This is a genomic window from Streptosporangium sp. NPDC023963 (assembly GCF_040639135.1).
Taxonomy (GTDB): domain Bacteria; phylum Actinomycetota; class Actinomycetes; order Streptosporangiales; family Streptosporangiaceae; genus Streptosporangium.
In genome coordinates this window covers 156331-178261 of sequence record NZ_JBEZZK010000020.1, presented here as the reverse complement: position 1 = coordinate 178261, position 21931 = coordinate 156331, and the positions used below count along the sequence as shown (strand labels likewise).

16 protein-coding genes and 1 pseudogene are annotated in these 21931 nt (G+C 66.6%); 3 read left to right on the top strand and 14 right to left on the bottom strand.

The annotated features are described in order from the left end of the window. Positions 1-394 (top strand): TCP-1/cpn60 chaperonin family protein (locus AB0F88_RS38795; protein ID WP_362696059.1); only part of this gene is annotated, 394 nt, incomplete at its 5' end. A gap of 9 nt (positions 395-403) precedes the next feature. Here the strand turns inward: AB0F88_RS38795 and AB0F88_RS38790 are convergent. From AB0F88_RS38790 to AB0F88_RS38775, 4 genes and pseudogenes are all read right to left on the bottom strand, one after another. Continuing rightward, positions 404-673 (bottom strand): annotated as a pseudogene (locus tag AB0F88_RS38790) (transposase); the annotation flags it as partial. A 185-nt stretch (positions 674-858) separates the two neighbouring features. After that, positions 859-1824 carry an RNA polymerase sigma factor SigJ gene (gene sigJ, locus AB0F88_RS38785; RefSeq protein ID WP_362696057.1) on the bottom strand — a complete coding sequence of 322 codons (966 nt, stop codon included), beginning with the start codon at positions 1822-1824 and terminating at the stop codon, positions 859-861. An 82-nt stretch (positions 1825-1906) separates the two neighbouring features. Further along, positions 1907-2641, bottom strand: coding sequence for an NAD(P)H-binding protein (locus tag AB0F88_RS38780; protein ID WP_362696055.1), 735 nt, complete (start codon positions 2639-2641; stop codon positions 1907-1909). Positions 2642-2977: 336 nt separating this feature from the next. After that, positions 2978-3607 (bottom strand): helix-turn-helix domain-containing protein, encoded by a 630-nt coding sequence (locus AB0F88_RS38775; RefSeq protein WP_362696053.1) that lies wholly within the window; start codon positions 3605-3607, stop codon positions 2978-2980. Positions 3608-3692: 85 nt separating this feature from the next. Between AB0F88_RS38775 and AB0F88_RS38770 the strand changes: the two genes are divergently transcribed. Then, positions 3693-4334, top strand: coding sequence for an SDR family oxidoreductase (locus AB0F88_RS38770; protein WP_362696051.1), 642 nt, complete (start codon positions 3693-3695; stop codon positions 4332-4334). 166 nt (positions 4335-4500) lie between these two features. Here AB0F88_RS38770 and AB0F88_RS38765 read toward each other — a convergent pair whose 3' ends face one another. From AB0F88_RS38765 to AB0F88_RS38720, 10 genes are all read right to left on the bottom strand, one after another. Beyond that, the gene (locus AB0F88_RS38765; protein ID WP_362696049.1) at positions 4501-5379 is read right to left on the bottom strand and encodes a TIGR02452 family protein; all 879 of its coding nucleotides are present in this window, start codon (positions 5377-5379) and stop codon (positions 4501-4503) included. A 358-nt stretch (positions 5380-5737) separates the two neighbouring features. Further along, on the bottom strand, positions 5738-6847 hold the full coding sequence (locus AB0F88_RS38760; RefSeq protein WP_362696047.1) for an SMI1/KNR4 family protein: 1110 nt from the start codon (positions 6845-6847) through the stop codon (positions 5738-5740). A gap of 92 nt (positions 6848-6939) precedes the next feature. After that, positions 6940-13176 carry an RHS repeat-associated core domain-containing protein gene (locus AB0F88_RS38755; protein ID WP_362696045.1) on the bottom strand — a complete coding sequence of 2079 codons (6237 nt, stop codon included), beginning with the start codon at positions 13174-13176 and terminating at the stop codon, positions 6940-6942. Positions 13177-14345: 1169 nt separating this feature from the next. Continuing rightward, complete coding sequence (locus AB0F88_RS38750) at positions 14346-14711, bottom strand: hypothetical protein (protein WP_362696043.1); 366 nt, start codon at positions 14709-14711, stop codon at positions 14346-14348. Positions 14712-14782: 71 nt separating this feature from the next. Then, positions 14783-15616 carry an IS5 family transposase gene (locus AB0F88_RS38745; protein WP_362696041.1) on the bottom strand — a complete coding sequence of 278 codons (834 nt, stop codon included), beginning with the start codon at positions 15614-15616 and terminating at the stop codon, positions 14783-14785. Positions 15617-15659: 43 nt separating this feature from the next. Further along, positions 15660-16031, bottom strand: coding sequence for a transposase (locus AB0F88_RS38740; RefSeq protein WP_362696039.1), 372 nt, complete (start codon positions 16029-16031; stop codon positions 15660-15662). Between the two features lie 398 nt (positions 16032-16429). Further along, positions 16430-17257 (bottom strand): methyltransferase domain-containing protein, encoded by an 828-nt coding sequence (locus AB0F88_RS38735; protein ID WP_362696037.1) that lies wholly within the window; start codon positions 17255-17257, stop codon positions 16430-16432. A gap of 362 nt (positions 17258-17619) precedes the next feature. Continuing rightward, a complete protein-coding gene (locus AB0F88_RS38730; protein ID WP_362696035.1) occupies positions 17620-18507 on the bottom strand; it encodes a hypothetical protein in 888 nt (295 codons plus the stop codon). A gap of 2 nt (positions 18508-18509) precedes the next feature. Further along, entirely contained in the window at positions 18510-18941 is a 432-nt protein-coding gene (locus AB0F88_RS38725) for a hypothetical protein (RefSeq protein WP_362696033.1), read from the bottom strand. Positions 18942-19253: 312 nt separating this feature from the next. Continuing rightward, positions 19254-20426, bottom strand: a complete 1173-nt coding sequence (locus AB0F88_RS38720) for a UDP-N-acetylglucosamine--N-acetylmuramyl-(pentapeptide) pyrophosphoryl-undecaprenol N-acetylglucosamine transferase (protein ID WP_362696031.1) — start codon at positions 20424-20426, stop codon at positions 19254-19256. A gap of 225 nt (positions 20427-20651) precedes the next feature. On the opposite strand from AB0F88_RS38720, the gene AB0F88_RS38715 reads away from it, so the two are divergent. Beyond that, positions 20652-21878, top strand: a complete 1227-nt coding sequence (locus tag AB0F88_RS38715; RefSeq protein ID WP_362696029.1) for a hypothetical protein — start codon at positions 20652-20654, stop codon at positions 21876-21878. The last annotated feature ends 53 nt before the right edge of the window (positions 21879-21931 follow it).

The following is a 21931-nucleotide window of genomic DNA, read 5'->3' as shown; positions in this document are numbered from 1 at the left end:
CCCCGGCGGCGGCGTGGCGCTGCTGCAGGCCGGCGCCAAGGCCTTCGACAAGCTCGAGCTCTTCGGCGACGAGGCCACCGGCGCCGCGATCGTCAAGAAGGCGCTGGAGGAGCCCCTCAAGCAGATCGCCGTCAACGCCGGCCTCGAGGGCGGCGTCGTGGTGGAGAAGGTGCGCAACCTTCCCCCGGGTGAGGGCCTCAACGCCGCCACCGGCGAGTACGTCAACCTGTTCGAGACGGGCATCATCGACCCGGCCAAGGTGACGCGTTCGGCGCTGCAGAACGCGGCGTCCATCGCGGCGCTGTTCCTCACCACCGAGGCTGTCATCGCCGAGAAGCCCGAGAAGGCCGGAGCCGCCCCCGCCATGCCCGGCGGCGGCGACATGGACTTCTAACCGATCGTTTCAGAATGAGGTTCGCGGGCGGCGGAGGCATATGAGGCTGCAGGCCGGTCCGGGCAGCCCGTGGTGGAGGTCGGCGCGTCGTTCGTAGCGGGTGCGGAGTCGTTTGAACTGGTGCGGCCAGGCGAAGGCGCGCTCGACCACCCAACGCACCTTGCCCAGTCCTGAGCCGTGGGCGAGACCGCGTCGGGCGATCATGGGTTTGATGCCGTGCTTCCACCGCAGGCGGCGGTACTTGTCGAAGTCGTAGCCCCGGTCGGCGTACAGACGCCGGCGAGTGCCACGCGGTCCGGAACGCACAGCCGCCCGGGATAGCGGTGGCGCCCTTCGGGAGCAGGCGGCAACAGCGGAGCAACCCGCTCCCACAGGTCGTCAGGAACAAGATCAGCACGCATCCCGGACACACTGCCGACCAAGATCGTCGACACGAGACCCGCAACTCGACCCATTCTAAAAAATCAGAGTGACCAATTCGTCAGCTTTACTGGATTCAGCATCAGCCACACATTCGTGACGCCTTCATCGCTGACGTCAAAGGTAATCATTCCGTATCGACGCCCTTCATTTCGAATAATGTATCCGAGACCGTCAGCTGTGTCGCGTCGCTCAAGACGGAGGGCGGGCTGCTTGCGCATCACTCCCATGAACCACCGGGCTACATGATCCGACCCACGGATGACCTGAGGTGCGGCATTGACGAAGCCGCCGCCGTCTACTCGTAGTTCGACGTCTGGAGCCAACACGCGGAGCAGGTCCTCGATGTCCCCTCTGACAGTTGCACCACGGAATGCCCGAACAACCTCATCATGCTGGTGGGGAGAAACCTGTGCGCGTCTTCCTCGTCGAACGTGGCGGCGTGCGGACGTTGCCAGTTGCCTTGTTGCTGCTGCTGAACGACCTACGACACCAGCAATCTCGTCAAACGGGACGCCGAACACATCATGCAGGACGAACGTCACTCGCTCTGCTGGGGTCATGGCCTCGAGGACCGTCAGCAATGCCATGCTGACGGCATCATCGAGGGTGACACGTTCGAGCGGATCAGCAGCGAGATGACTGGAGTTCAGTGGCGCAATGCCTGTGTCCGCAAAGAGGTCGGCCGGAACTGGCTCCGGCAGCCATTGCCCGACGTACGTCTCCCGTCGTGCCCGCGCGGAACCCAGCAGGTCGAGTGAGATGCGGCTCGCAACTCGAATCAGCCATGCTACAGGCGCGGCAATTTCGTCGCGTTCCTCGGGCTCAAGGCGGTACCACCTCACATATGTCTCTTGCACGACGTCCTCGGCATCGGCCAGGGTGCCCATCATGCGAAAGGCTAGCGACAGCAGACGATGCCGCTCCGCCATGACCGAATCGAGAGCCCGTGATTCGTCACGCTCGGCTTTTCCGAACTCTGCGGATTCAACAGGAAGATCTTCCGACATGGGGCACCCTTTCCCATTGGGCGCAGCACGCCTAACCGATTGCCTGGCGGTCAGACGTTCCCGCCTCTCTCCACTATCGCATTCAGGCGGTGGGGATCCCTGTAATCGGGTACCGCACGCTGCCTGTCCGGTACGCGCCGCGCGGAACCATGGCATCGAGGGGCTCCTGTCCGTCCACGGTCACAACCTCACGATCGTCTCCGCGATCGGCCAGAGTGGCACGGAAGAGGTCGTCGTGGTAGAACCGGTCGGGTCCAGCGATCTCGACCACACTTCCCGGCTCCAGCGTCGTGACAGCCTCGGCGAGCAGCTCGACGACTTCGTCCAGCTCGACGGGCTGGATGAATGACCTCGGAGCGAGAACCTTTCCGTCCACGGTGTGCTGGTCAATGAGGACAGGGATGTAGCTCTGGAACTGGGTGGCCCGAATGATGGTGGCGGGGATCGAAGCGGATCGCACGGCCTTCTCCTGCGCCACCTTGCCGAGGTAGTACCCGATCTCAGATGCGTCCCCTTCTCCAACGCCGACGATGGAGAGCACGATGTGATGACGCACACCTGCCCGCTTGCCCTCCGCGGTCAGATTGTTGATCGCTCCCTCGAAGAACGAGATTGCCCCCTCCGCATCAAAGCGGGGGGTGTTGAGGACGTTCACGATGGTGTCGACTCCGACGAGAGCCTCGGTGAGCCCCTTGCCCGAGATCACGTCGATCCCGTCCTCGAGTCCTCCCGAGACCACCTCGATGCCCTTGGCCTCCAGGTTGTCAGCAAGGCGGGACCCGACACGGCCGCGCCCACCAGCGATGAAAACCTTCATTTCCTCACTCCGTTCCGGGGCACCAGTCGCTGCCCTCACCAACAGGACGACGCAGGCCGGAAAAATGTGAGGTTGCGAAGCAGGCTTGCTACCACACCGTGTCCTATGTGGTGAGGCGGAGGAGTCGCTCGTAGCAGCCTCCGCCGCCTGCGAACCTCATTCTGAAACGATCAGTAAGTCCGTCCCCGGTCACGGGCTTCCGGGTCCCCGGTCACGGACTCCGAGTCCACTTCCAGTCACGGCCGGACGGGCGCCTCCGGCCACGCACTCCCGCGTCCGCCTCCGGTCACGGCCGGACGGGCGCCTCCGGCCACGCACTCCCGCGTCCGCCTCCGGTCACGGCCGGACGGGCGCCTCCGGCTCCCGGACGCCCTCCAGGAGGGTCCTGGCCAGCGCGGCGGCGAACTCGTCGAGCGGCCGGGCGGCCGGTCCCGACGGCGGGCGCCCCCCGGCGAAGGCCTGCAGGAAGGCGCGCTGGAAGCAGGCCCCGAGGAACAGGGCCGCCGCCGCCTCGGGGTCGGCGTCGGCGCGGACGCGCCCGGCGGCACGCTGCTCGCGCAGGTAGGCGGCCAGGGAGTCGAGCGGCTTGTGCGGGCCCATGTCGAGTCTGTCCATCTCCTCGCCGTGCCGCCGCAGCAGCGCCGGATCGGAGAACAGGGAGGCGGCGATCGGGAAGGACGACGCGTAGAACGCCACGGCGTGCCGGGCGATCTCGGCCAGGGTCTCCTCGACGTCGCGCCCGTCCGCCTCCCCGCTCTCCAGCTCGGCGAGGAGCGGGGCGAACCGGGGCAGCCGTTCCTTCAGGACGAACGTGAACAGCTCCTCCTTGCTGTCGAAGTGCTTGTAGAGCGCGGCCTCCGAGCATCCCGCGGCGCGGGCGATCTCCTTGGTGGTGGTGCGGGCCAGCCCGATGGTCCGCATCAGCTGGTCGGCCGCGTCCAGGATCCGGACCCGCGTCGGCTTCATGCTGGGAGCTCCCCCGGAGTTGACGAACAGGTGGGTGAACACTCACTCTAATGGTTAGTGAGCACTTACCCACCAGGAGGGCACCATGAAGCTGACCGTCTGCGGAGCCACGGGTGGTACGGGCCGGGAGGTCGTACGACAGGCGCTGGAGGCGGGGCACGAGGTGACGGCGGTGGTGCGCGATCCCGCTCGGCTGCCCGGCGACCTCACCGGCGTGCGGGTGGTGACGGCCGACGTGACCGACCCGCAGGCGTTGCGTCCCGCGATCGAGGGACGGGACGCCGTGATCTCGGGTCTGGGCCCGCGCAGCAGGAAGCTCGCCCGGGACGGCGTCGTCGCGCCGGCGACGCGGGGGATCCTGTCCGCCCTGGAGGTCTGCGGGGTGCGCCGCTTCGTCGCGGTGAGCGCGGCCCCGGTCGGCCCGTCGCCGCAGGGCGACCCCTTCCTCGACCGCAGGATCATGACCCCGCTGATCCGGAGGTTCCTGCGTGACGTCTACACCGATCTGGGGGCGATGGAGGAGGCCGTCCGCGCCGGCGACACCGACTGGACGGTCATGCGGCCGCCCCGCCTGCTGGACAAGCCTCTCACCGGGACCTACCGGCTGGCCGTCGGCGGCAACGTCCCCGGCGGACGCACGATCGCCCGCTCCGACCTGGCCCACGCGATCCTCGCCCTGCTGGACGACCCGGCGACCGTGAGGCAGGTGGTCGGCATCGCGTACTGAGCCTCCCCGCACCTCCGACGCCCCGCTCCTGCGCGACGCGGGCACGGGGGCACCGCCGGCCCGGACGTTCCCGGCGGTCATCCGGCTCCGGCAGGCCCCGGCAGGACCCGGCGGAACTCCGCGGGACCCGGCACAGGATCATCCCGGGGGCGCCGGGACCGGTGCCTTACCCGGGCTCGCCGGCGAACGCCCGGGCGAACGCGTCGTGGACGGGCGTTCCGGGGGCGTCGTCGAGCACGGCGAAGACCACCCGCTCGAAGCGCCCGTGGAAGGCGCCCGAGGGGCCGAGATGCGTGGCGAAGCAGGCCGCCACGAGCGCGGGCGAGTTGCGGAACACCCCGCAACCCCACGCGCCCAGCACGAGCCGGCGCAGCCCCGAGGCGGCGAAGAGGCTCAGCGCCCTCCCCGAGCGCTCGAACAGCACCTCCGGCAGGCGGGCGCGCCGCTCGTCGTTCTCGTCCATGGCCCCGGCGTTCGGCGCGGCCACGGTGAGGAACGAGACGGGGTACGGACGGGCGAGCAGAGCGGCCCGGTCGTCCCTGAAGACCGGGACCGCGGGCGAGAAGATCGCACGATCGCTGTAGAGCGGATCGCCCCGCTTCCGGTGGAAGGCGTAGAAGTCCGGCGCCTCGAGCAGGCAGCGGTAGAGCCCCGACGCGTACGCCAGGCTCTCCTCCTGCGCCTGGGTCCCCCTCAGGAAACCGCCCCCGGGATTCTTCGCCGAGGCGAAGTTCAGGCAGCCGACGGCACCGTCACCCCAGCCGTCACCGTTCCCGTCAATCCCGTCGGCCCCGGCCATCCGGCGGGCGGCCGACAGGGAGGTCTCGTTGACGACCTCCACCGAGGTCGCGACGGCCGGGGACATTGTTGCCGGGGACACGGCGGGCGGCCCGACCGGCTCGTCGGGCCCCCACAGCCGGGTGCCCGCGACCGCACCGGCGAGTTCTTTCGCGATGGACACCCGCCCCCGCGAGGGGTGGTCGTACCAGCCGCGCTCCAGGATCTCCACGGTCTCCGCGGCAAGCGCCCGGCGTGCTTGGGTCATCTTTCCTCCCGATTTCCTCCCGGGCACAAGTTATCCTCATTGTGAGAAATTCTCAACACGAGAAAGACATGAAAAAGGAGGCTCCCCGGCGCGGATGGCCGGGGAGAGCCGACCAGTGTGGAGTTCCGTGGCCGCCCGATTCGTCTCCAGCTGGGCCACTCGCTCGGCAATGGCACGGGGCCACAGGGTCGCCGTCAGGGGCGCCCGCGGCATCGCCACGCGATGGGCTTCGCCGATCCTGAACCACACCCCCTGCCCAAAGAGCCTTCACGGCACAACACGGCCGCCAGTACCGAGATTGATAATTTTGGTACCGGCAGCCTTGGAAAAGGGATTACGGTGCTACGGAAGTATCAGTTCACCCGAGGGCGAAGGGTCGGTGCAGACCGCCGCGATGCGCCGCGACAGCACGGAGACCGGAGGGCTTGAAATCTTTTGTGAACGATCCTTTCAGCCACTCCGTGAGCCATTCGGCAAGGGTCATGTTCTGTGCCAACAATTCCGGGTGATCTACGCTTTTCTCCTCCTCTGAACTTATCTGGTCCGGCCGACGGTAAGGGCCCATTGGATCCCATATCCACATCGGCCCCGAAGGGTCACGGCAATCCACCAGCGACCAGATCGCATTTCCCCAGTCGCACAACCAAATAAAACCGGGAGGGACAAAAGGGTCGGAGCCTGAAGTCCAAATCCTATAGAATTCGACGATGTCGGCCGACTGGACGGTTCCTGTAATGGGCACCCCAAGAATGCTGCGGCCTGGCCCCACCCCACCGTTGGAGACTTCCAGGTAGATTCTGCGAAGAAGTGGAGGAAAATCAAATCCTATTACCCGTTCCGCCTCCTCGACTGCCAACAGAGGTGCAGGCGGAATCAAGGGATGGAGCCTGGATATCGCGTCAATGATCTCGTCGTCGGTCAGGGGTTCCGGCGAAGCGTATTCCAGCTCGTCGGGACCGATGTCGAACACCGCCCTGCGCTCGGAAACAGCGATCAGGCCCGAGGTTTCGAAGGCCTTCTCCAGGTTTCCGTTGAGTGACTCTGTGAGCCATTCGGCCAGGGTCATGTTTTGAGGGATGAGCAGAGATTCATCTGGATATTCGATCTCATCGAAATTTGGATCCCATATCCACATGGGTCCGGCCGGATCCCGGCTGTCCATCACGGACCAGATTCCCGCACCCCAGTCGAACAGCCATAGCATTCCGGGCCAATCGTCGCGTGTACTCTGGTCCACATCGAGGATGTCGGCCACCTCGAAATGGTGCTCGTACTCGCTGCCGGCCACCCCGAGGATCCCCCCGCGCGGGCCGAAGCCTCCGTTGGCAATCTCAAGATAGAGACGGCGAAGCAATGGTGGTAGTGGATGTCCGATTGCCTCCTCCGCCTGACTGATCGCTTCCGGTGAAGCGGGAGGCAGCAGATTCGGGAGCACACGAATCGCTTCGACGATCTCATCCTCTGTCATGTCCACCATTGTTGGATATAGCGACCGGTTAAGTCAAGGAGACATCAGGTCGTGCGACCGGTGTCGGCCGCACGACCGGGACGGTGATTCTCCTACCGCCCAACGCTTCGGCCGTTAGATCCTCCGCGACCTCCCCTGAACATTCCGGCAATATAGGCCTTGGATGCAACCATTGAAGGAACCATTCCAGATCCCTTTGCGCCGAAGAGACCTCTGGCTGTCTTGAGGAATTTTGAATCTATGACTTTTCCGCCAATCATTCCATTGGTCCCGACCCGGACGCTCTTGGTAGGGTCGCCAATGAATCTGTTTAATCTGTCTTCGCACGCTTTGGCGCATATTTGAATGGTAGAGAAGGCGCTCTTAACTGTTTTTATTCGACCGCCCAGATCCTTTATCTGCGCCTTTATATCGCTTCGAAGGTCTGCGGCTGCTCGTTCAGCGTGACCGTTCAGATCCCTTGAGGGCGATTTGGGCGCCTTGTATACCGTGACCCCCAGCTTGGACAGTTTTTCTTTGAGTGCGTCAGGTATCCCTCCTTGACTGGTGAACGCGATAATCCTGGGAACGGGGCCGTGTTCCGTTTCTACGACCACTTCAGCAAGTACGATCGTGAACCTCGAGCGCTGAGGACCATTCAGCTTCTGGAGATATTCCGCTATGTGCTGCAGCGCCACTCCGAATATTGTTGCCCCGCCCGCTTCGACTTCTTCAGCGGTGAGCCTTCTTGAGGGCGTTACGATCTGCGGATTGTTGTCCTTTATGAACGACGGTGGGGAAGGGCATACCATACGGCGAGAACCATCGCCACATGGATCTGGAGCAAGACCGGTTGGGTCAGATATACCGATGGGGTTATTACCGGCGTAGGAGTACGGGTTGGCCCATTCGGGTTTGCGGGGATCGAGCAGGGGGTCGGTGGAGATGAATTTGGCGATGGTGGGGTCGTAATAGCGGGCATCGAGGTAGTTCAGGCCGGTGGCGGCGTCTTCGATCTTGCCGAGGAAGCCGCGATCGGTGAAGGGCAGATCGTCCCCGCCGCGGCGCTGGCCGAAGGGCAGGTACCGTTCACGGTTGACGGCGCCCGTAGCGTCGTTGATGGCTAGCTGGGTGCTGCTGTGAGAGCCGGACAGCAACCAGGTGACTCCGCCGGAGTCGCGCATGGCGATCTGGGCGCCATCGGCACTGTTGTAGTAACGCCTCCCCGTGGTTTGTGCGCCGGAAAGTTTAATTTCGGTGTCGGCCAAGTAGAGGGTGCTGGTGCCGTCGGGGTCGCGCCGGATGAGGCGTTCGCCGTCGGCGTCGTAGATCATCGAGGTTTGTTTGCCGTCGACGGTGGCCGTAACTAGTTGGCCGAGCTCGTTCCAGTTGAAAGTGTTCTGTTTCCCGTTGACGGTTCGAGCGGTGAGTTGGCCGTTGTTGTTGAAGGTGTAGTTGTCCGTGCCACCGGGTCGGGTGATGGAGGTGACGGCGTTGGGCCGGACGACGTTGGCCCCAGGGGCGGGATAGGTGTATTTAGCGATCTGACCGTTGTCGGTCAAACTGGTGAGGTTGCCGACCTTGTCGTAGGTGTATGCCTGGTTGTAAGGATCGGCGCCCAGGCCGTCACCGGTTCCGGTGCAGGAGCCGGTAGTGGTGGTGTAGGCCGTCTTCAGCCGGAGCAGGCCGTCGTAAGTGAAGCATTCGGACTGCCCGTCGGTCGTGCCGGCGACAGCTGAAGCGGCGTCTAGGACTCGGGTGACGTTGCCGCCGAGGTCATAGCTGTACCGGTCGTCCTGAACGGTTTGCGGGCTGGAACTGTCGGCCTTGGTCTGGGTGGTAACTCGGGACAGCCAATTGGTGGCGGCATTGCGTTCGAGGATGCGCTTGATCTGGCCGTTGCCGCCGAGTTGCCTACTGGCGAGCTGACCGGTGGGAGTGAGACCCGTGTCCTTGAGGTAGGTGAGGCCGAGGTTCGAATTCAAACCCTTGACGAATCCAAGGTCGGTGTAGGTGTGAGTGAGCTTCTCGGCAGGAAGCCCGCCAGCGGCGGGAAGGGTCTGTTCGCGTAGGTTGCCTGCGGCGTCATAGCTGGAGGTGAAGGCGTAGTCACCGCCGAGGGCGCCTTCGCTGCCCGGGATGGTGATCTTGCCGGTGGTGGCGTGATAGTCGTTGTCGTAGGCGGTGATCACCTGCCTGTATGCCTGCGTGCCGACGTATCGGGTGGAGGAGGTGGGCTGACCCTTGGCCACGCTGTCGTAAGCCCATTCGGCGAGCTTCGTGCCCGTCCCCGCATCACCGGACCACAGGGTGGTGGGGCGGCCGAGGTCGTCGTAGCTTTGGGAGACCTTCTGTCCCTTGCCGTCGATGCTCCAAGCCAGCTTCCCGGCCAGGTCGTAGCCGTAGCTGGAATTGCCGCCATCGGGGTCGGAGTTGGCGATGCGACGGCCGAGCCAGTCGAAGGTACTGGTGCGGACATTGGCGTTGGCGTCCGTCATCGTGGTGAGGTTGTCGTTGAGGTCGTAGCCGTAGCTGGTGTCGGCGTGCGTGCTGGCATCCGACCAGTCCTCGACCTTGACAACACGGTCGAAGGCGTCGGTGACGGTGACGGTCTTACCGCCGACCGGCGGGGTGACCTCGGTGCGTTCGCTGCCCAGGTAGGCGGTGGTGGTGCGGCGCAGCTCCGTCCCCAGGTGGTAGGCAATCGTGGAGACGGGCCGTTCCTGGTCGTCGTACACGTTCTTCGTCCAGTGCGGCAAGCTGGTGGTCGCCGGGTTGAGCAGGCCGCTGCCGGGCTCATCGGTGTTGTGCACCGGCTCGGACTGTGTCGCGGCCAGGCCGCGGGCGTCATAGCTGGTGGCGGTGACGATCCGGCCGCCGGCCGGGGAGGCGCTCTGGGCTTCCCTGATGCGGCCGAGGCCGTCTTCGTAGCTGTGCGTGGTCGTATAGGTGGTGCCGGTCAGCAGTTGTCTGACGGTGGTCTTGATCGGCCCGGTAGGCTGCCCCAGCCGGCCATCGAACGGGATGTCGTAGGCGACCCTCACGCTCGGAGTGCCGCCGCTACGCGGCTGGCCCGGCTTCCACAACGCGGTGGTACGGCCCAGCCCGTCGTAGTCCATCTCGGTTACCTTGCCGTTGGCGTCGGTGACCGAGACGGCCTCGCCTAAAACGTGCGACAGCCGTGCGGTGACGGTGTGACCGAGTGGGTTGGTGGTGGTCACCCCGGTGTGGGGCCAGCCGATCGGCGGCGTGTAGGTGGTGGAGCTAGTCTTGCCGAGCGGGTCGGTCGAGGTGAGTGGACGACCGTAGTCGTCGAAGGTCGCCTTCCTGGTGGAGATGATGCTCGCGTCGGCGTACGAGCGGATTTCGGTCGCATTGCCGTCGCTGGGCTTGTTGGTAACCGGGTCAGTGCCCAGGTCGTACAGGGTGATGCTCCTACCGATCAGTGTCCCCGCGTCGCAGTTGTCGCCGGCGCGCTCTTCCATGACGGCGGGGAAGGCGGTCAGCCATTGACCGGCGTCGGTGTTACGGGCGTACGTGGTCCTGGCGCAGGTGTTGTCGCCGGCGACGCCTTCCTGGCCGTAGTCGTTGACCTTCACGGGCAGACCGTGGGCGTCGTGTTCGGTCCTCTCGTCGGTGTAGCGCCAGGCACCGGTGCTCAACCTCTCGCGCGAGCGTTTCCGGGTGGTGAGCACCTGCGAGGGATCCCTCGGGCCGGTGCCGTTGCGGATCGTGTACTCGTATCGGGTGGAGTCCACCTCGGTGTAGGCACGCGGGCTGAGCGTGGTCATCTTCCATGACTGCTCCTGCAGCACCTGGCCCTGCAGCGGCCTCGCATCGACGATGGTGTTGCCGTCGAAGTCGGTGATGGGATCCCCAGTGCCGCCCAGGAAGGTGCGGGTGCTGACGGAGTAGGCCGACGGATTCGTACCGGCGCCCCCAATGGTGCGCACCTGGGCGTAGCCGCGCCATTCGGACTCATCCGGCGCCTGTCCGGGTTCAATGACCTGTCGGGGGTCGATCCAGCGAGGGTTGCCCAGGAACTCGTACTGATGCACCATGTCCGGCGAGTCGGCCACCATGTCACGTTCGACGACCTTGGTGGCGAGCTGCTTGAAGAACCGGCTCCACGTCTCGTACCCCTGCTCGGGGTCACTGCCCATGTCGACCTGATAGCAGTCGCCACTCTTGTCGGCGAGGTAGTTGCCGCCCACCCTGCCCTGGCCGCCACCACACGGGTTGGCCTGACCGTAGGTGACCTCGATTCGGCCGCCCATCCCGTTGGCGATGCCGGCGATGCGCGGCACCATCCGCCATGACAGCAGGTCGGTCCAGTCCGACATGGTGTCGTAATCCATCTTTCCAGCCAGCATCACCGCACCGAAGTCCAGCGGTGGCAGCGTCACCGACGGTTCGACGGCCGAGCCCACCTGCTGCACCGTGTCCAGCCAGAGCACCGGGTCGAAGGCCCAGCCGAAGTCGGTGCGTTGGTAGATCCATTCGTGGGTGAGATCCAGACGATCTACCGGGTCCCACTCACCCGAGCTCGGGTTGCGGGATGCAGTCTCCACCGACACGAGCTTGCTCGTGGAGTAGAACGCGATCGAGTCGTTCTCGCAGCCCACGGCTTGCTCGCAGTGCAGGTCCGTGGGAACGTCCTCACCGTCACGGGGGGCGGTGACGAACACCGTGCGCGCGGTTGGCTCACTGCCGGCCACCTGCGTGTTGTGCCCCCAGTTCACTTCGGACAGGAACCCGCCCCGGTCGTACGGCAGCACCCGATAAGCCTCATGGATACAGGAGGGGAGACAGAAATAGTTCGTCTCGCGGGTGTAGGAGTAGTCGATCACGTTCTCGTTGCGGTCGACCTCCTGGTCCAGGTTCCACCGCCATACCCCTGTACAGGTCGGCGGAATGTCATCGTTGAAGTAGCGGTCGTAGCACGGCTCATCCGCCACACGCAGCGGGTCGTGCTCGTTGCCTACGTAGGGTGTCTGCCACTGCGCGTCCCGGTTGTGACCGAATCGCCACACCTGGCCTTCCTGGCTGGTGATCTTCCAGTACGGCTGGCCGGTCGCTCCCCCTGCGATTTGCTCGATCTTCCACCCGAAGTCCGGCACCGTTTTCCAGGTGCCGGATACCTGAACAATCGTGGCCGACCGGCCACCCGCCGACAGCACCAAGTCCGATTGCGTCTGGTCATTGGTGGACGCGTCATTGTCGTTCTGATCGGGTGACTCCCAGCACAGTGCTCCGCCACCGATACCGCGCTCCTCGGCCAACCAGATCAGCTCACCGGTCTCATCGCTGAAAAAATTGTCGACATAACAGCGCCGGTACCGCCGCTCGATGAACCCCGCGCTCAAATCCCAGCCCACCCCGACCACGCCGGACTGGTTATTGGTCCACTGTCCCTGCCCGTCCACCGACGATGCGTCGTACCGCAGCGACAGAGCTGGGCCATTGCCCGTAGGCGACGGGGGCTCCGGCAGCGGCACGTCATAATCAAACCCGCCACCGGACGTGCCTGCTTGCCAGGTGCCCGACGGCTTGAGATCAGTCGCGCCCCAGTTCCCGTCCGGCCCGGTCAGGGCAGCCGCCAGCAGATACACCGACCCTGCCGCGAACTGCCTCGCCTGCGTCGTCTCCATTGCCTCCGCAGCGGTCTTCTTGTCCTTACCTGGCGTCGGCTTGACCGGTACGGACACGGCATTGGGCGCCATCGCCTCCACTTCAGCGGTCACCGTCCCGGCCTTCGGGTCGTTCACCGACGGCACCGCCGCCGGCCGGACCACGCAGGAGCGTGGACGCGGCGACTTCAGCACACATGCGGGCAGCCGTACGAGTTGCAGCCGACTCGCGAAGTTACCGCCGTAGGCATCCCGGAATCCGGCGTAGGAGAACTCGGCGCGCACCTTTCCCGCCGTCTTCCCGCCATCGGCACGCATCACCCGGGCCGCAATCCCCAACCCGCCCAACGTGCGCACTTTCTCCGGCGCCAAGGTCTCCACCGTGACCTTGTCTAACCCTGCGTCCTTGACCGGGGCGATCCGGACCGGTAAACCCTCGGCTTCGGTCACTTTGTCCGCTTCAGAGACCTGCACCTCAGCGGTGCCGGCCTTTGGCCACACTGGCTTCCTCGGCTCGACCTTCGGCACGGACTCCTCCGCGCCCTTGGCCACCTTCTTGCCGGGTACGGCCCGCTCATCGACCGACTGCTCGGGGTCGGACTCTGATGCAGCCGCCTGCGATATCAGAATGTCCGGCACCCCCACACCGGAGATCGTCACCAGCGAGCAAAGCCCAACGATCAGCACCACGAACCACACCGGCAGACGTCGATTCGGCATCCCGAAATCCCTTCAGGGCACGCTGACGCAGACCTCGGCGAAGAGGCCCTTCACACGCCATAAAGAAGAAATAAACGATCCATCGGAATGTGATTGACAAGTCGAGATAGGTCAACAAGTGGAGCGTCGCTTACCTGATACGAAGAGTCGATAAGTATCCACAAGCTCGCCATAGATGTACTGATCAACCCGCAAGTCACGAAATCTCACCGACCCCGCGAATTTGCATGATGTGATTTACGTCACTCTAGTGCGGGCAGAAACCCGGGACTGTATGGGTTCGGCTCTGGCTCACTTTCGGTGGTGACCGAGCGTTTTCATAGGTGATGAGGAGTCGCCGGAGACGAATCAGGTGGCCAGAAGGGTGTCATGGAGCGGTCCGGCGAGCGGGGGCACGGGTGACCGCGCGGTCACACAGGTGTCCGATGAGGAAACCGCCCAGCTCCGTGATGTCAGCTTGATAAACACGTTCCGTCATCACCGAAAGTGAGCCAAAGCCGGATCTGTGATAGAACCGTTAATCTTCGCTTTTAATCCGGTGCCGGATGTAAGCTGTCCAGCTGGACATTGTGGTGGCCGGATGATGAGGAGCAAGTTCGCGGAGAGTCCCGCATGGGCGGCTTGGAGAGTACCCGCGCGGTTGTGGTGGGCTGGTGGGAGCGCCTACCTCCGCGTGAACGGCGCGAAACGTGCGCCGTAAGCGTCCAGGCGTTAATCGGTTGGCGGGCAGGGATTTTTCCCAGAACAGGTGCAGGTCGGTGACGAAATAGTGGGCTAGGCGTAGCTGGATGTAGGCCGCGACGATGAGCCAGGTCCACCGGTCGGCCTGTTCGGGGGTGCGAGGCCTGGGCAGTGTCCGGTCCAGCGTCTGCTTACAAAAGCCCAAGGTGTGCTTGAGGTCGAATCGCCGCACATAGGAGTGCCACAGCAAATCCAGGCGCAAAGGGCAGCCGGTCGAGCCGTGCCACCACAGCTAAGGTGGCGGGTTCGCGGATGCGGCCGGGTAGTGCGGTGACGGTAAGCCGAACCACAGTGCCGACAACGATCAGGCGCGGGCCACAGTTGCCGTGCCCGTCATGCTGCTGGGTTTTAGAGGGCGGTTCGCGAGTTGACGTCCCTTTCGCCGCTGAGATTGGGTGAGACGAGCTGGTCGGAGACTCGTCGGCGGACTACGGGCGCGGCTGAGCGAACAAGCCCGGCTCGGTCTCGATGAGGATGCCGCGGCTGACCAGACGTTTGAGCTTGGAACGGATGTTCTCGGTGTTCTTCGACACGATGGACAGGTCCAGGGCCTCGCACGGGTCACGGGCGCGCAAGGGCCGATCGGCATCGGCGAAGACAGTCAGGATCTGCTGGTAGGCAGGATGGCTGGGCAGCGCGGGCGGCGGTGCAGCCGGTCGGGCGTCGTCTTCGTCGGCCAGCGCGAGGAGGGTCTTGCGGGTGATCCGCAGATGCTCGATCGCCTCGCCGAGCTCGCCCAAACGTGCGCTCAGAGCGTCGATCTCCGCCTGGACCTGCTCGATCTGGCACGTCAATACCTGCTCGCGAGCGTCGATCTTGTCCAGTAGTCACGTGCCGGGGTCGGACGGGGTCACCGTGAGCCTGTTCACGTCGACCGCCACGACGGCGCGGGCGCACGGATCAACCGGCGAGACATCACGTCGGTCATCGCCCAATACACCCGCGACTCGGACGTGGCCGGCAGGTGCTCGTAATCGCGGACCAAGCGCCGATGCAGCATCAAGGTGCCGTAGGTCTGCTCGACGATCCACCGTGTCGGCTGGGGGACGAATCCCTTGCCTGTCCGGTTGCGTTCGACGATCTCCACGTCGATCCCCAAAGCGGCTCCATGGGCGATGACCGTGTTCTTGAACCCCTGGTCGGCCAGCGCCTTCATCACCGTGCCGTCGGTCCGCGCGGCGAGGCGGTCCAGCAGAGCCGTTCCCGCGGTGTTCTCGTGCGCTGATGCGGCGAGCACCACCGCCGCGATGACCAGTCCGAACGTGTCCACGGCCAGGCCGCGTTTGCGTCCCGGGACCTTCTTGGCCACGTCCTTACCGGTCGTGGTGGCCGGGACGCCGGCTGCAGCGTGGACGCTCTGGGTGTCCAGCACGACCAGGCTTGGATCGGCCTTTCGCCCTTTGCTCTCCCGCAGATACCAGCGCAGCAGGTCGTGGATCACCTGGTCGGTGCCGTCGTTGCGCCACTTGGCGAAGTAGTAGTACGTCGCGCTCTTGGGCGGCAGGTCATGCGGCAGGTACGTCCATTGGACGCCGGTTCGTCCCTGGTAGCGGATCGCGTTGACGATCTCGCGCATCGCGTGGTTGCCCTCGTGGCCGCTGACCGACGGGTGCGCGGCCTTCCATGCCGTAATCACCGGTTCGATCAGCGCCCACTGCTCGTCGGACAAGTCGCTGGGGTACGGCTTGCGCTCGCTCACCCGGTCATCCCAGCACATCCTGGCCCACCAGCCAGCTGTAACGCTAAATGTCCACCCGCTCACACTGTGACATCACAGGCATCGACTCGCGAACCGCCCTCTGAGAGTGCAGCCCGCTCCAGGCGTGCACGGTGACCGTGCCGCACTGCGCATCCGTTGTGGCGAGGGTGGCGCTCGGGAGCGGCCAAGTGGCTGGAACGGTGCAGGCGAACTTCGTGCCGTGCCGACGCGGTCGGCCTTGGGCGTCCCGCCCGGCGGGTGGCGGATCGACGTGGAAGCAGCGATCGGAGCGGATCCGCACCAGCAACTGCGCGGGAGTGTCCTTGAAGACGAAGGCCAGTCGGACTAGGTCGTAGCCGCTGTCGAGGACGAACAGCGAAAGCCGGCCGCCGGTATCGGGCAGACGCGAGAGCAACTGGAAGATCTAAGCGGCCGCGGCATCGTTGATGCTCGCACCCGGAAGCAGACGCACCACATCCAGCGGTGCAGTCCAGGAATTGGGCGTTGCATCCGAGCGACGGGTGAAGCAGCCCATTGGCTTCTGCCGGAACGTCGTTGGACCAGCCAGCTCTTGGCGAGATGGGCCGGATGAGAACACACTCGAAACGACGGCCGCCACACATCTCCGGGCACTTGGTCATACTCGAAGCATCGCGCAGTGACCGCTCCATGTAGAAAACCACCCGCCACTGGATCAAAAGCGAAGCCAACTGGACAAGCCCTTCCTGAAAACGAAACAGAACGATCCCATCCGGCCGGAATGATCGGGTGGGATCGCGTTTCCTTGTTCAGGTTCCTGAAGGCTACGAGCCCTCAGCGGCGGACCGCGGTGAACAGGGCGTAGCTGATCTGCGGGATCTCCCCGAAGCGCCGGTACATCTCCGCGCAGACGGCGAGCTGCTCGCCGATCTCGCCGCCCAGCTGGATGGCGGAGGCCGGGAGGATGTCGCCCACGAGCTGGAAAGACCGGCTGATGTTTGGCCATATGTCGTGAAATATCTCGATCTTCAGCCCGGCGCGGTCCATCTCCTCGTAGAACTCCTCGACGGTGGGCAGGAAGTGGACGTTGAAGCTCCGGGAGAAGTGCTCCAGGTCCGCGGCGTCGTCGTCGGCGAGCGGACCGAGCAGGTACCACTCCCCCACCACGAACCGCCCGCCGGGACGCAGCACCCGGGCGATCTCGCCGAGGACCGCCGCCGGGTTCTCCATGTGGACGAGCGACTCGATGGCGTACGCGGCGTCGAAGGAGGCGTCGTCGAAGGGGAGCCACATCGCGTCGGCGAGCTGGAAGTCGGCGTGCCCCTGACCCTGGCCCGCCCCGGGGCGCGACTCGGCCAGCCGCACCTGGTACTCGCTCAGGGTGACCCCGGTGACGTGGACGTCGCGCGCGGTGGCGATGCGCGCGGCGGGCCTGCCGGTGCCGGAGCCGACGTCCAGGACGCGCTCCCCGGGAACGACCTCCAGGCGCTCGGCCACCAGGTCGGTGAGGTGGTCCGTCGCCTGCGCGACGGGCGCCTCGTCGTAGTCGTCCGTCCAGTAGCCGACGTGGAGGTTGCCGCCGAACGCGTCGGCGCAGGAATCGGTGAGCTGGTTGTACATCTCGCCGATCGCCTCGGGCGAGAGCTTTTCCTGACGGGCCATAACCAACCTGCCTCTCAGCGGCGGTCCGCGTGAAACCCCGTGGGGACGGCCCCATGAAGGACGCGCCTGCCGGGGAGCATGCGGCCGTGTGAGACCGCACGCTCACCCACCCGCGGCATCTCCTGGAAATCCCGGGACGAACGCTCGCGGTGCGGCGTTCCCAGCGTTCCCAGCGTTCCCAGCGTTCTCGGAGTTCTTGGCGTTCTCGGAGTTCTCGGCGTCACCGCACTTCACTTCGTGCGGTCGCCAGATTACTCAGGCCGCCCCCCGGCAGGTGCCTGGCCTGCGCCGCCTGTCAGGTAAACCTTCGTCCATGAGACACCGCCCCCGCGCGGACACCGGGAGGGCTCCCGCGGGGTGCCTCATCCGGTTCGCGTGCCCGGCAGCAGCTCCACCCGCCGGTCCTCACGCTCGACGATCACGAACGTGCGCCCGTTCCCCTTCCTCCAGTCCGCCACCGTGATCAAAGGGATCAGGTAGTAACGATCCCCGCGCGTCATCAGCAGGCGCAGTCCCTCGTAGCGGAACGGGTAGGTCTTGTCCGCCAGCGTGACGCGGGTGACTCCCGGAGCGTTGAGCGCGAGCGTCTTCCCGCTGTAGATGGCGACCGAGGTGTGGTGCGGCAGGGAGGCCACGAGCTGCTCCGCCGTGGCCTCTCCCTTGCGGTACGCGTGCAGGGACGCCGCCCACAACAGGCAGAAGACCGAGGTCACCACGGCGGCGGCGAACGCCGTGCGGCCGACCGCGAGCCCGCGCGTCGGCCAGGTGAGCAGCAGCGGGCCGATGACGCTCAGGGCCAGCACGACGAAGGTGTCGACCTGCCATCCGGCCAGCGCGGCGAACGCCAGGGCGGCCCCGCAGACCGTCACGACGGCTCCGCCGAATCTCGGGTCCGCCGCGATCCGGACCCGCCTTCTCGCGGCCAGCGCCGCGCCCGCCGCGCGGGCCCGTTGCGGAAGCGCGGCGGTCAGCGACGACCGGTACGCCGTACCCGCCAGGAGAACGGCCGTACCGCCGACCATGAAGGGCAGGAAGGCCGGGGAGAAGATGTTCAGGCCCCGCAGGGCGTACTCGTCCACCCCGAAGCCCATGTCCGTCGCCTTCAGCTGGAACGACCCCAGATAGCCGTCCAGGTAGGCCCATCCCATGTAGATGAGCACCGCGCCGCTGACGGTCAGCAGAAGGGTGATCAGCCCTATCACGTCGAGCGGCCTGGACTGTTCGGGGTGCTCCTGGTCGACCTGCGGCACGCTCACCCCGTCTGGAGGGGAGAGGGCGGGCCCGGGGAGAAGATCGGGTCGGGAGAGGGCGACGACACGGGCGGTTCGTGTGTCGGTTGTGGGGCGGTGAGACTGGGCGCCGGCCTCCTGCCGCCGACGCTCGGGCAGGGGCCCTCGACGGGATCCCCGCCACCGGCCGGGCACGGTCTCCCCGGCGGGGCGATCGGATCGGTGGTGGGCCGCTCCCGCGGCGGTTCCGGCTCCGGCGTGTTCGGAGGGCTCATCGGCGCGAGAGTCTCCCCCGTCTCCGAGGAGCCCGGAGCGTCCGGGCTCTCCGTCACCGTCACGGTGATCACCGGCGGTTCGGCGCCGTCGCCGCAACCGGCGAGCACGAGCAGGCCGGTGACCGTCAGGGCCGCCCGGCACAGGAGAGCCGCCGCCCTGATGCCGTACGGCTCGCTCATGGTCGGCAGGCTCCCGGGGACGCGAGGGACATGGTCTCCTCATGTGCATCCCCCCGCCGTGGCCGGCCGTTACCCGACCGGCGTTTAGGCGCCTGACTTTCCCTTTCAACGGGACGTCCGGAAAGTCAATGGGACGTCCGGAAACGGGACCGCGTGTCCCCAGGTCAGGTGGCGAGCGGCCGGAGGCGACCTTCTCGTCGATCCGGGTGGCGAAGACGTCCGCGGACGACCGGAGAGGCGGGGAAGGCCTCATCAGGAAGGTCACGCTCCCGCCCGATCGGCCTCCCGGGCCCCGAACACCCGGCACCGGGCTCAGCCGGCCTTGCCGTTCACCCCCGCCGCCTCCAGGAGCACCAGGGCCAGGCTGTCGGCGGCGTCGACGCGGCCCAGGGCGCCGGCGGCACCGGCCATGGCGGCGCGGGCGTACGGGTCCCGCAGGAGGGCGTCGAGCTCGGCCAGGAGGTGGTCGGCGGTGGGGCCGTCCTCCAGGAGCGCGCGGGCCGCGCCCGCCTCGGCGAGGTAGCGGGCGTTCTGGCGCTGCTCGTCGGCGGCGGAGGGCACCAGGGGGATGAGGACGGACGGCTTGCCCACCGCGGTCAGCTCGGCGACCGTGCCCGCCCCGCTGCGGGAGACCACGACGTCGGCGGCGGCGAACACGTCGGCCAGCTCGGCGCCGACGTACGGCACCGGGCGGTAGCGGTCGCGCACCGCCACGGGGAGCCCGGCGGCGGTACGGGTGAACTGGGCGATCCAGCCGGGACCGCACTGGTGGATCACCTGGGCGCGGGAGAGCAGCGCGGGCAGGATCGCCTCGACCATGGTGTTGATCTGGCGGCTCCCCTGCGCGCCGCCGGTCACGTAGACCAGGGGCAGGTCGGACGAGAGCCCGAAGTGGCGACGTCCCGCGTCGACGTTGCCGCGCAGCAGGTGGGGACGCACCGGGTTGCCGGTGATGACGGCCCGGTCGCGCACCCCCGCGGGCAGGTGCTCGATCGAGGAGGGGTGGGTCAGCGCGATCCGCCGGGCGAAGCGCGACAGGATGCGGTTGGCCAGTCCGAGCGAGGTGATCTGCTCGTGCATCACCAGCGGCCGGCCCAGCAACCGGGAGGCGACACCCAGCGGCACGCACACGTACCCGCCGGTCGACAGCACCACGTCGGGCCGGTAGCGGGCGGCGATGCCGAAGGCCTGGAACACGCCGACCGGGATCCGGAACAGGTCCGCGAGATTGGTGGCCAGCTCTCGCGGGTTGGGCGAGCGCCTGAGCTTTCCCGCCGTGATGGCGCGGAACGGGATGCCGTGCTCCGCCGCGACGCGGGCCTCCAGGCCGGCCGCCGTACCGACCCAGAGCACGTCCAGGTCGAGCCCTCGCGCGGCGGCGTGGTCGCGCAGGGCCGCGACGGTGGTCAGCGCGGGGTAGGTGTGACCACCGGTCCCGCCTCCGGTGACGAGCAACCGCAGGGTCCGGCGATTTCCGGCCTCCATATGTGTCCATCCTTCCAATGTCACCGTGGTCCGCGCCCGGCCCGCGTTCGCGGGCCGCGCCGAAGTGCTCAGGGGCCTCGGGCACGGTACCCGACGTCCCAGTGAAGATCCACTTTGCCCTTCGTCGCCGCGTGGTCGCACCCGGTGGTTTTCCGACACGCCCGCCATCCGGGAGCGTCATCCGAACGGCTTTCGGATTTCGTGGCGATGAGTACGGTATGTGACATGGATCTGACCGATGAGCATTTCTCCGGGGCGTCGGAGCGTCTCGATGACGCGTTGACGGCGCTCCGGCGGCAGGCCGGGGCCGGCGCGGCGGCGCTGGACTATTTCGGCGACATCGCGGAGGAGTTGCACCCGATCGGATCCTGGCTGCGGCGGCCGGCCCAGGCCGGTGAGTGGCCGCACCACATCATGCCTCCCGTCTACGGTCTGCTGTTCGCGCAGGCGTGGTCGCTGGCGTTTCCCGGCGAGACGCCCTCGGTCTTCCCCGACGGTGCGGAACGAACGGAGTCGGGGTGGATCGTGCACCGGGCCACGATCTGGTTCGGCGACACGTACGTTCCCGGCTGGCTCGACGTGAAGGCGCCGCTGATCGTGATCGGCGGGCTGGTGGTGGAGGGGCTCCTCGACGACGGCGACGCCTCGGAGAGCTACCTCGCGGTCACCGGTGACCTGCGGGCCCGCGCGATCCACAGCGCGGCGGACCATCTCGTGCTCGGCAGCGTCGCCGCAGGGGTGATCTTCTGTTCGGGCAACGACGGGGTCCTCGTCGTGGGCGGGGACATCGTGGCGGACCTGTTCGTGCCCGCCGAGCACGCGTACGAGCACTACGGCCGGCTGCTGGCCGGGGTCGTCGGCGCCGGTGACCGCGACGACATCGTGGCCGAGCGGGTGGCGCCGTGGCTGCCGTCGGGCTACGTCCGTCTCGGCGGGCAGGGCGCGCCGGTGGACAGGTGGCGCGTCCTGCAGGAGGCCGCCATGGGGCGGTCACCGGTGCTCGCCCAGCCCCGGCCGGTGATACTCCCGCCCCCTGCGCTCCTGCTCTCGGCCCTGGCCGCGCCCTCCGGGGTCGAGGAGCTCGACCTGTCCGGCAGCCGCCTGCACCGCGTCCCGGAGGACATCTCGGCCCTCACCTCGCTGACCCGGCTGGATCTGGAGCACACGCCGCTGACCGGTCTGGACGGCATCGAGGGCCTGCGCACCCTGGAGCACCTGTCGATCAGGAACACGCCCGTGCGGTCGCTGGCCCCGCTCCAGACGCTGAAGGACCTCCGCCACCTCGACGTCTCCTACTGCGACGACGTCCAGGACTGGGCCGTCCTCCTCGAGCTGCCCGCGCTCGACACGCTCGTCGCGCACGGCTGCGCCCTTCCGGCGCACGTACGCGCGCAGCTCGTCGCCAGGCTCGCGGACCGGATCATCGGGCAGGGCCCGGGCCCGGCCGGCTGACCGGCCGGGCCCGGGCGTACGAGCTCGGGCGTACGGGCCCGACCTCGGCGCGC

What these genes read in the sequence shown, in the direction of transcription:
- sigJ (WP_362696057.1), bottom strand. Translation starts at nt 1,824, where the DNA reads ATGTCGGAAGATCTTCCTGTTGAATCCGCAGAGTTCGGAAAAGCCGAG.
- AB0F88_RS38780 (WP_362696055.1), bottom strand. Translation starts at nt 2,641, where the DNA reads ATGAAGGTTTTCATCGCTGGTGGGCGCGGCCGTGTCGGGTCCCGCCTT.
- AB0F88_RS38775 (WP_362696053.1), bottom strand. Translation starts at nt 3,607, where the DNA reads ATGAAGCCGACGCGGGTCCGGATCCTGGACGCGGCCGACCAGCTGATG.
- AB0F88_RS38770 (WP_362696051.1), top strand. Translation starts at nt 3,693, where the DNA reads ATGAAGCTGACCGTCTGCGGAGCCACGGGTGGTACGGGCCGGGAGGTC.
- AB0F88_RS38765 (WP_362696049.1), bottom strand. Translation starts at nt 5,379, where the DNA reads ATGACCCAAGCACGCCGGGCGCTTGCCGCGGAGACCGTGGAGATCCTG.
- AB0F88_RS38760 (WP_362696047.1), bottom strand. Translation starts at nt 6,847, where the DNA reads ATGACAGAGGATGAGATCGTCGAAGCGATTCGTGTGCTCCCGAATCTG.
- AB0F88_RS38755 (WP_362696045.1), bottom strand. Translation starts at nt 13,176, where the DNA reads ATGCCGAATCGACGTCTGCCGGTGTGGTTCGTGGTGCTGATCGTTGGG.
- AB0F88_RS38735 (WP_362696037.1), bottom strand. Translation starts at nt 17,257, where the DNA reads ATGGCCCGTCAGGAAAAGCTCTCGCCCGAGGCGATCGGCGAGATGTAC.
- AB0F88_RS38725 (WP_362696033.1), bottom strand. Translation starts at nt 18,941, where the DNA reads ATGAGCGAGCCGTACGGCATCAGGGCGGCGGCTCTCCTGTGCCGGGCG.
- AB0F88_RS38720 (WP_362696031.1), bottom strand. Translation starts at nt 20,426, where the DNA reads ATGGAGGCCGGAAATCGCCGGACCCTGCGGTTGCTCGTCACCGGAGGC.
- AB0F88_RS38715 (WP_362696029.1), top strand. Translation starts at nt 20,652, where the DNA reads ATGGATCTGACCGATGAGCATTTCTCCGGGGCGTCGGAGCGTCTCGAT.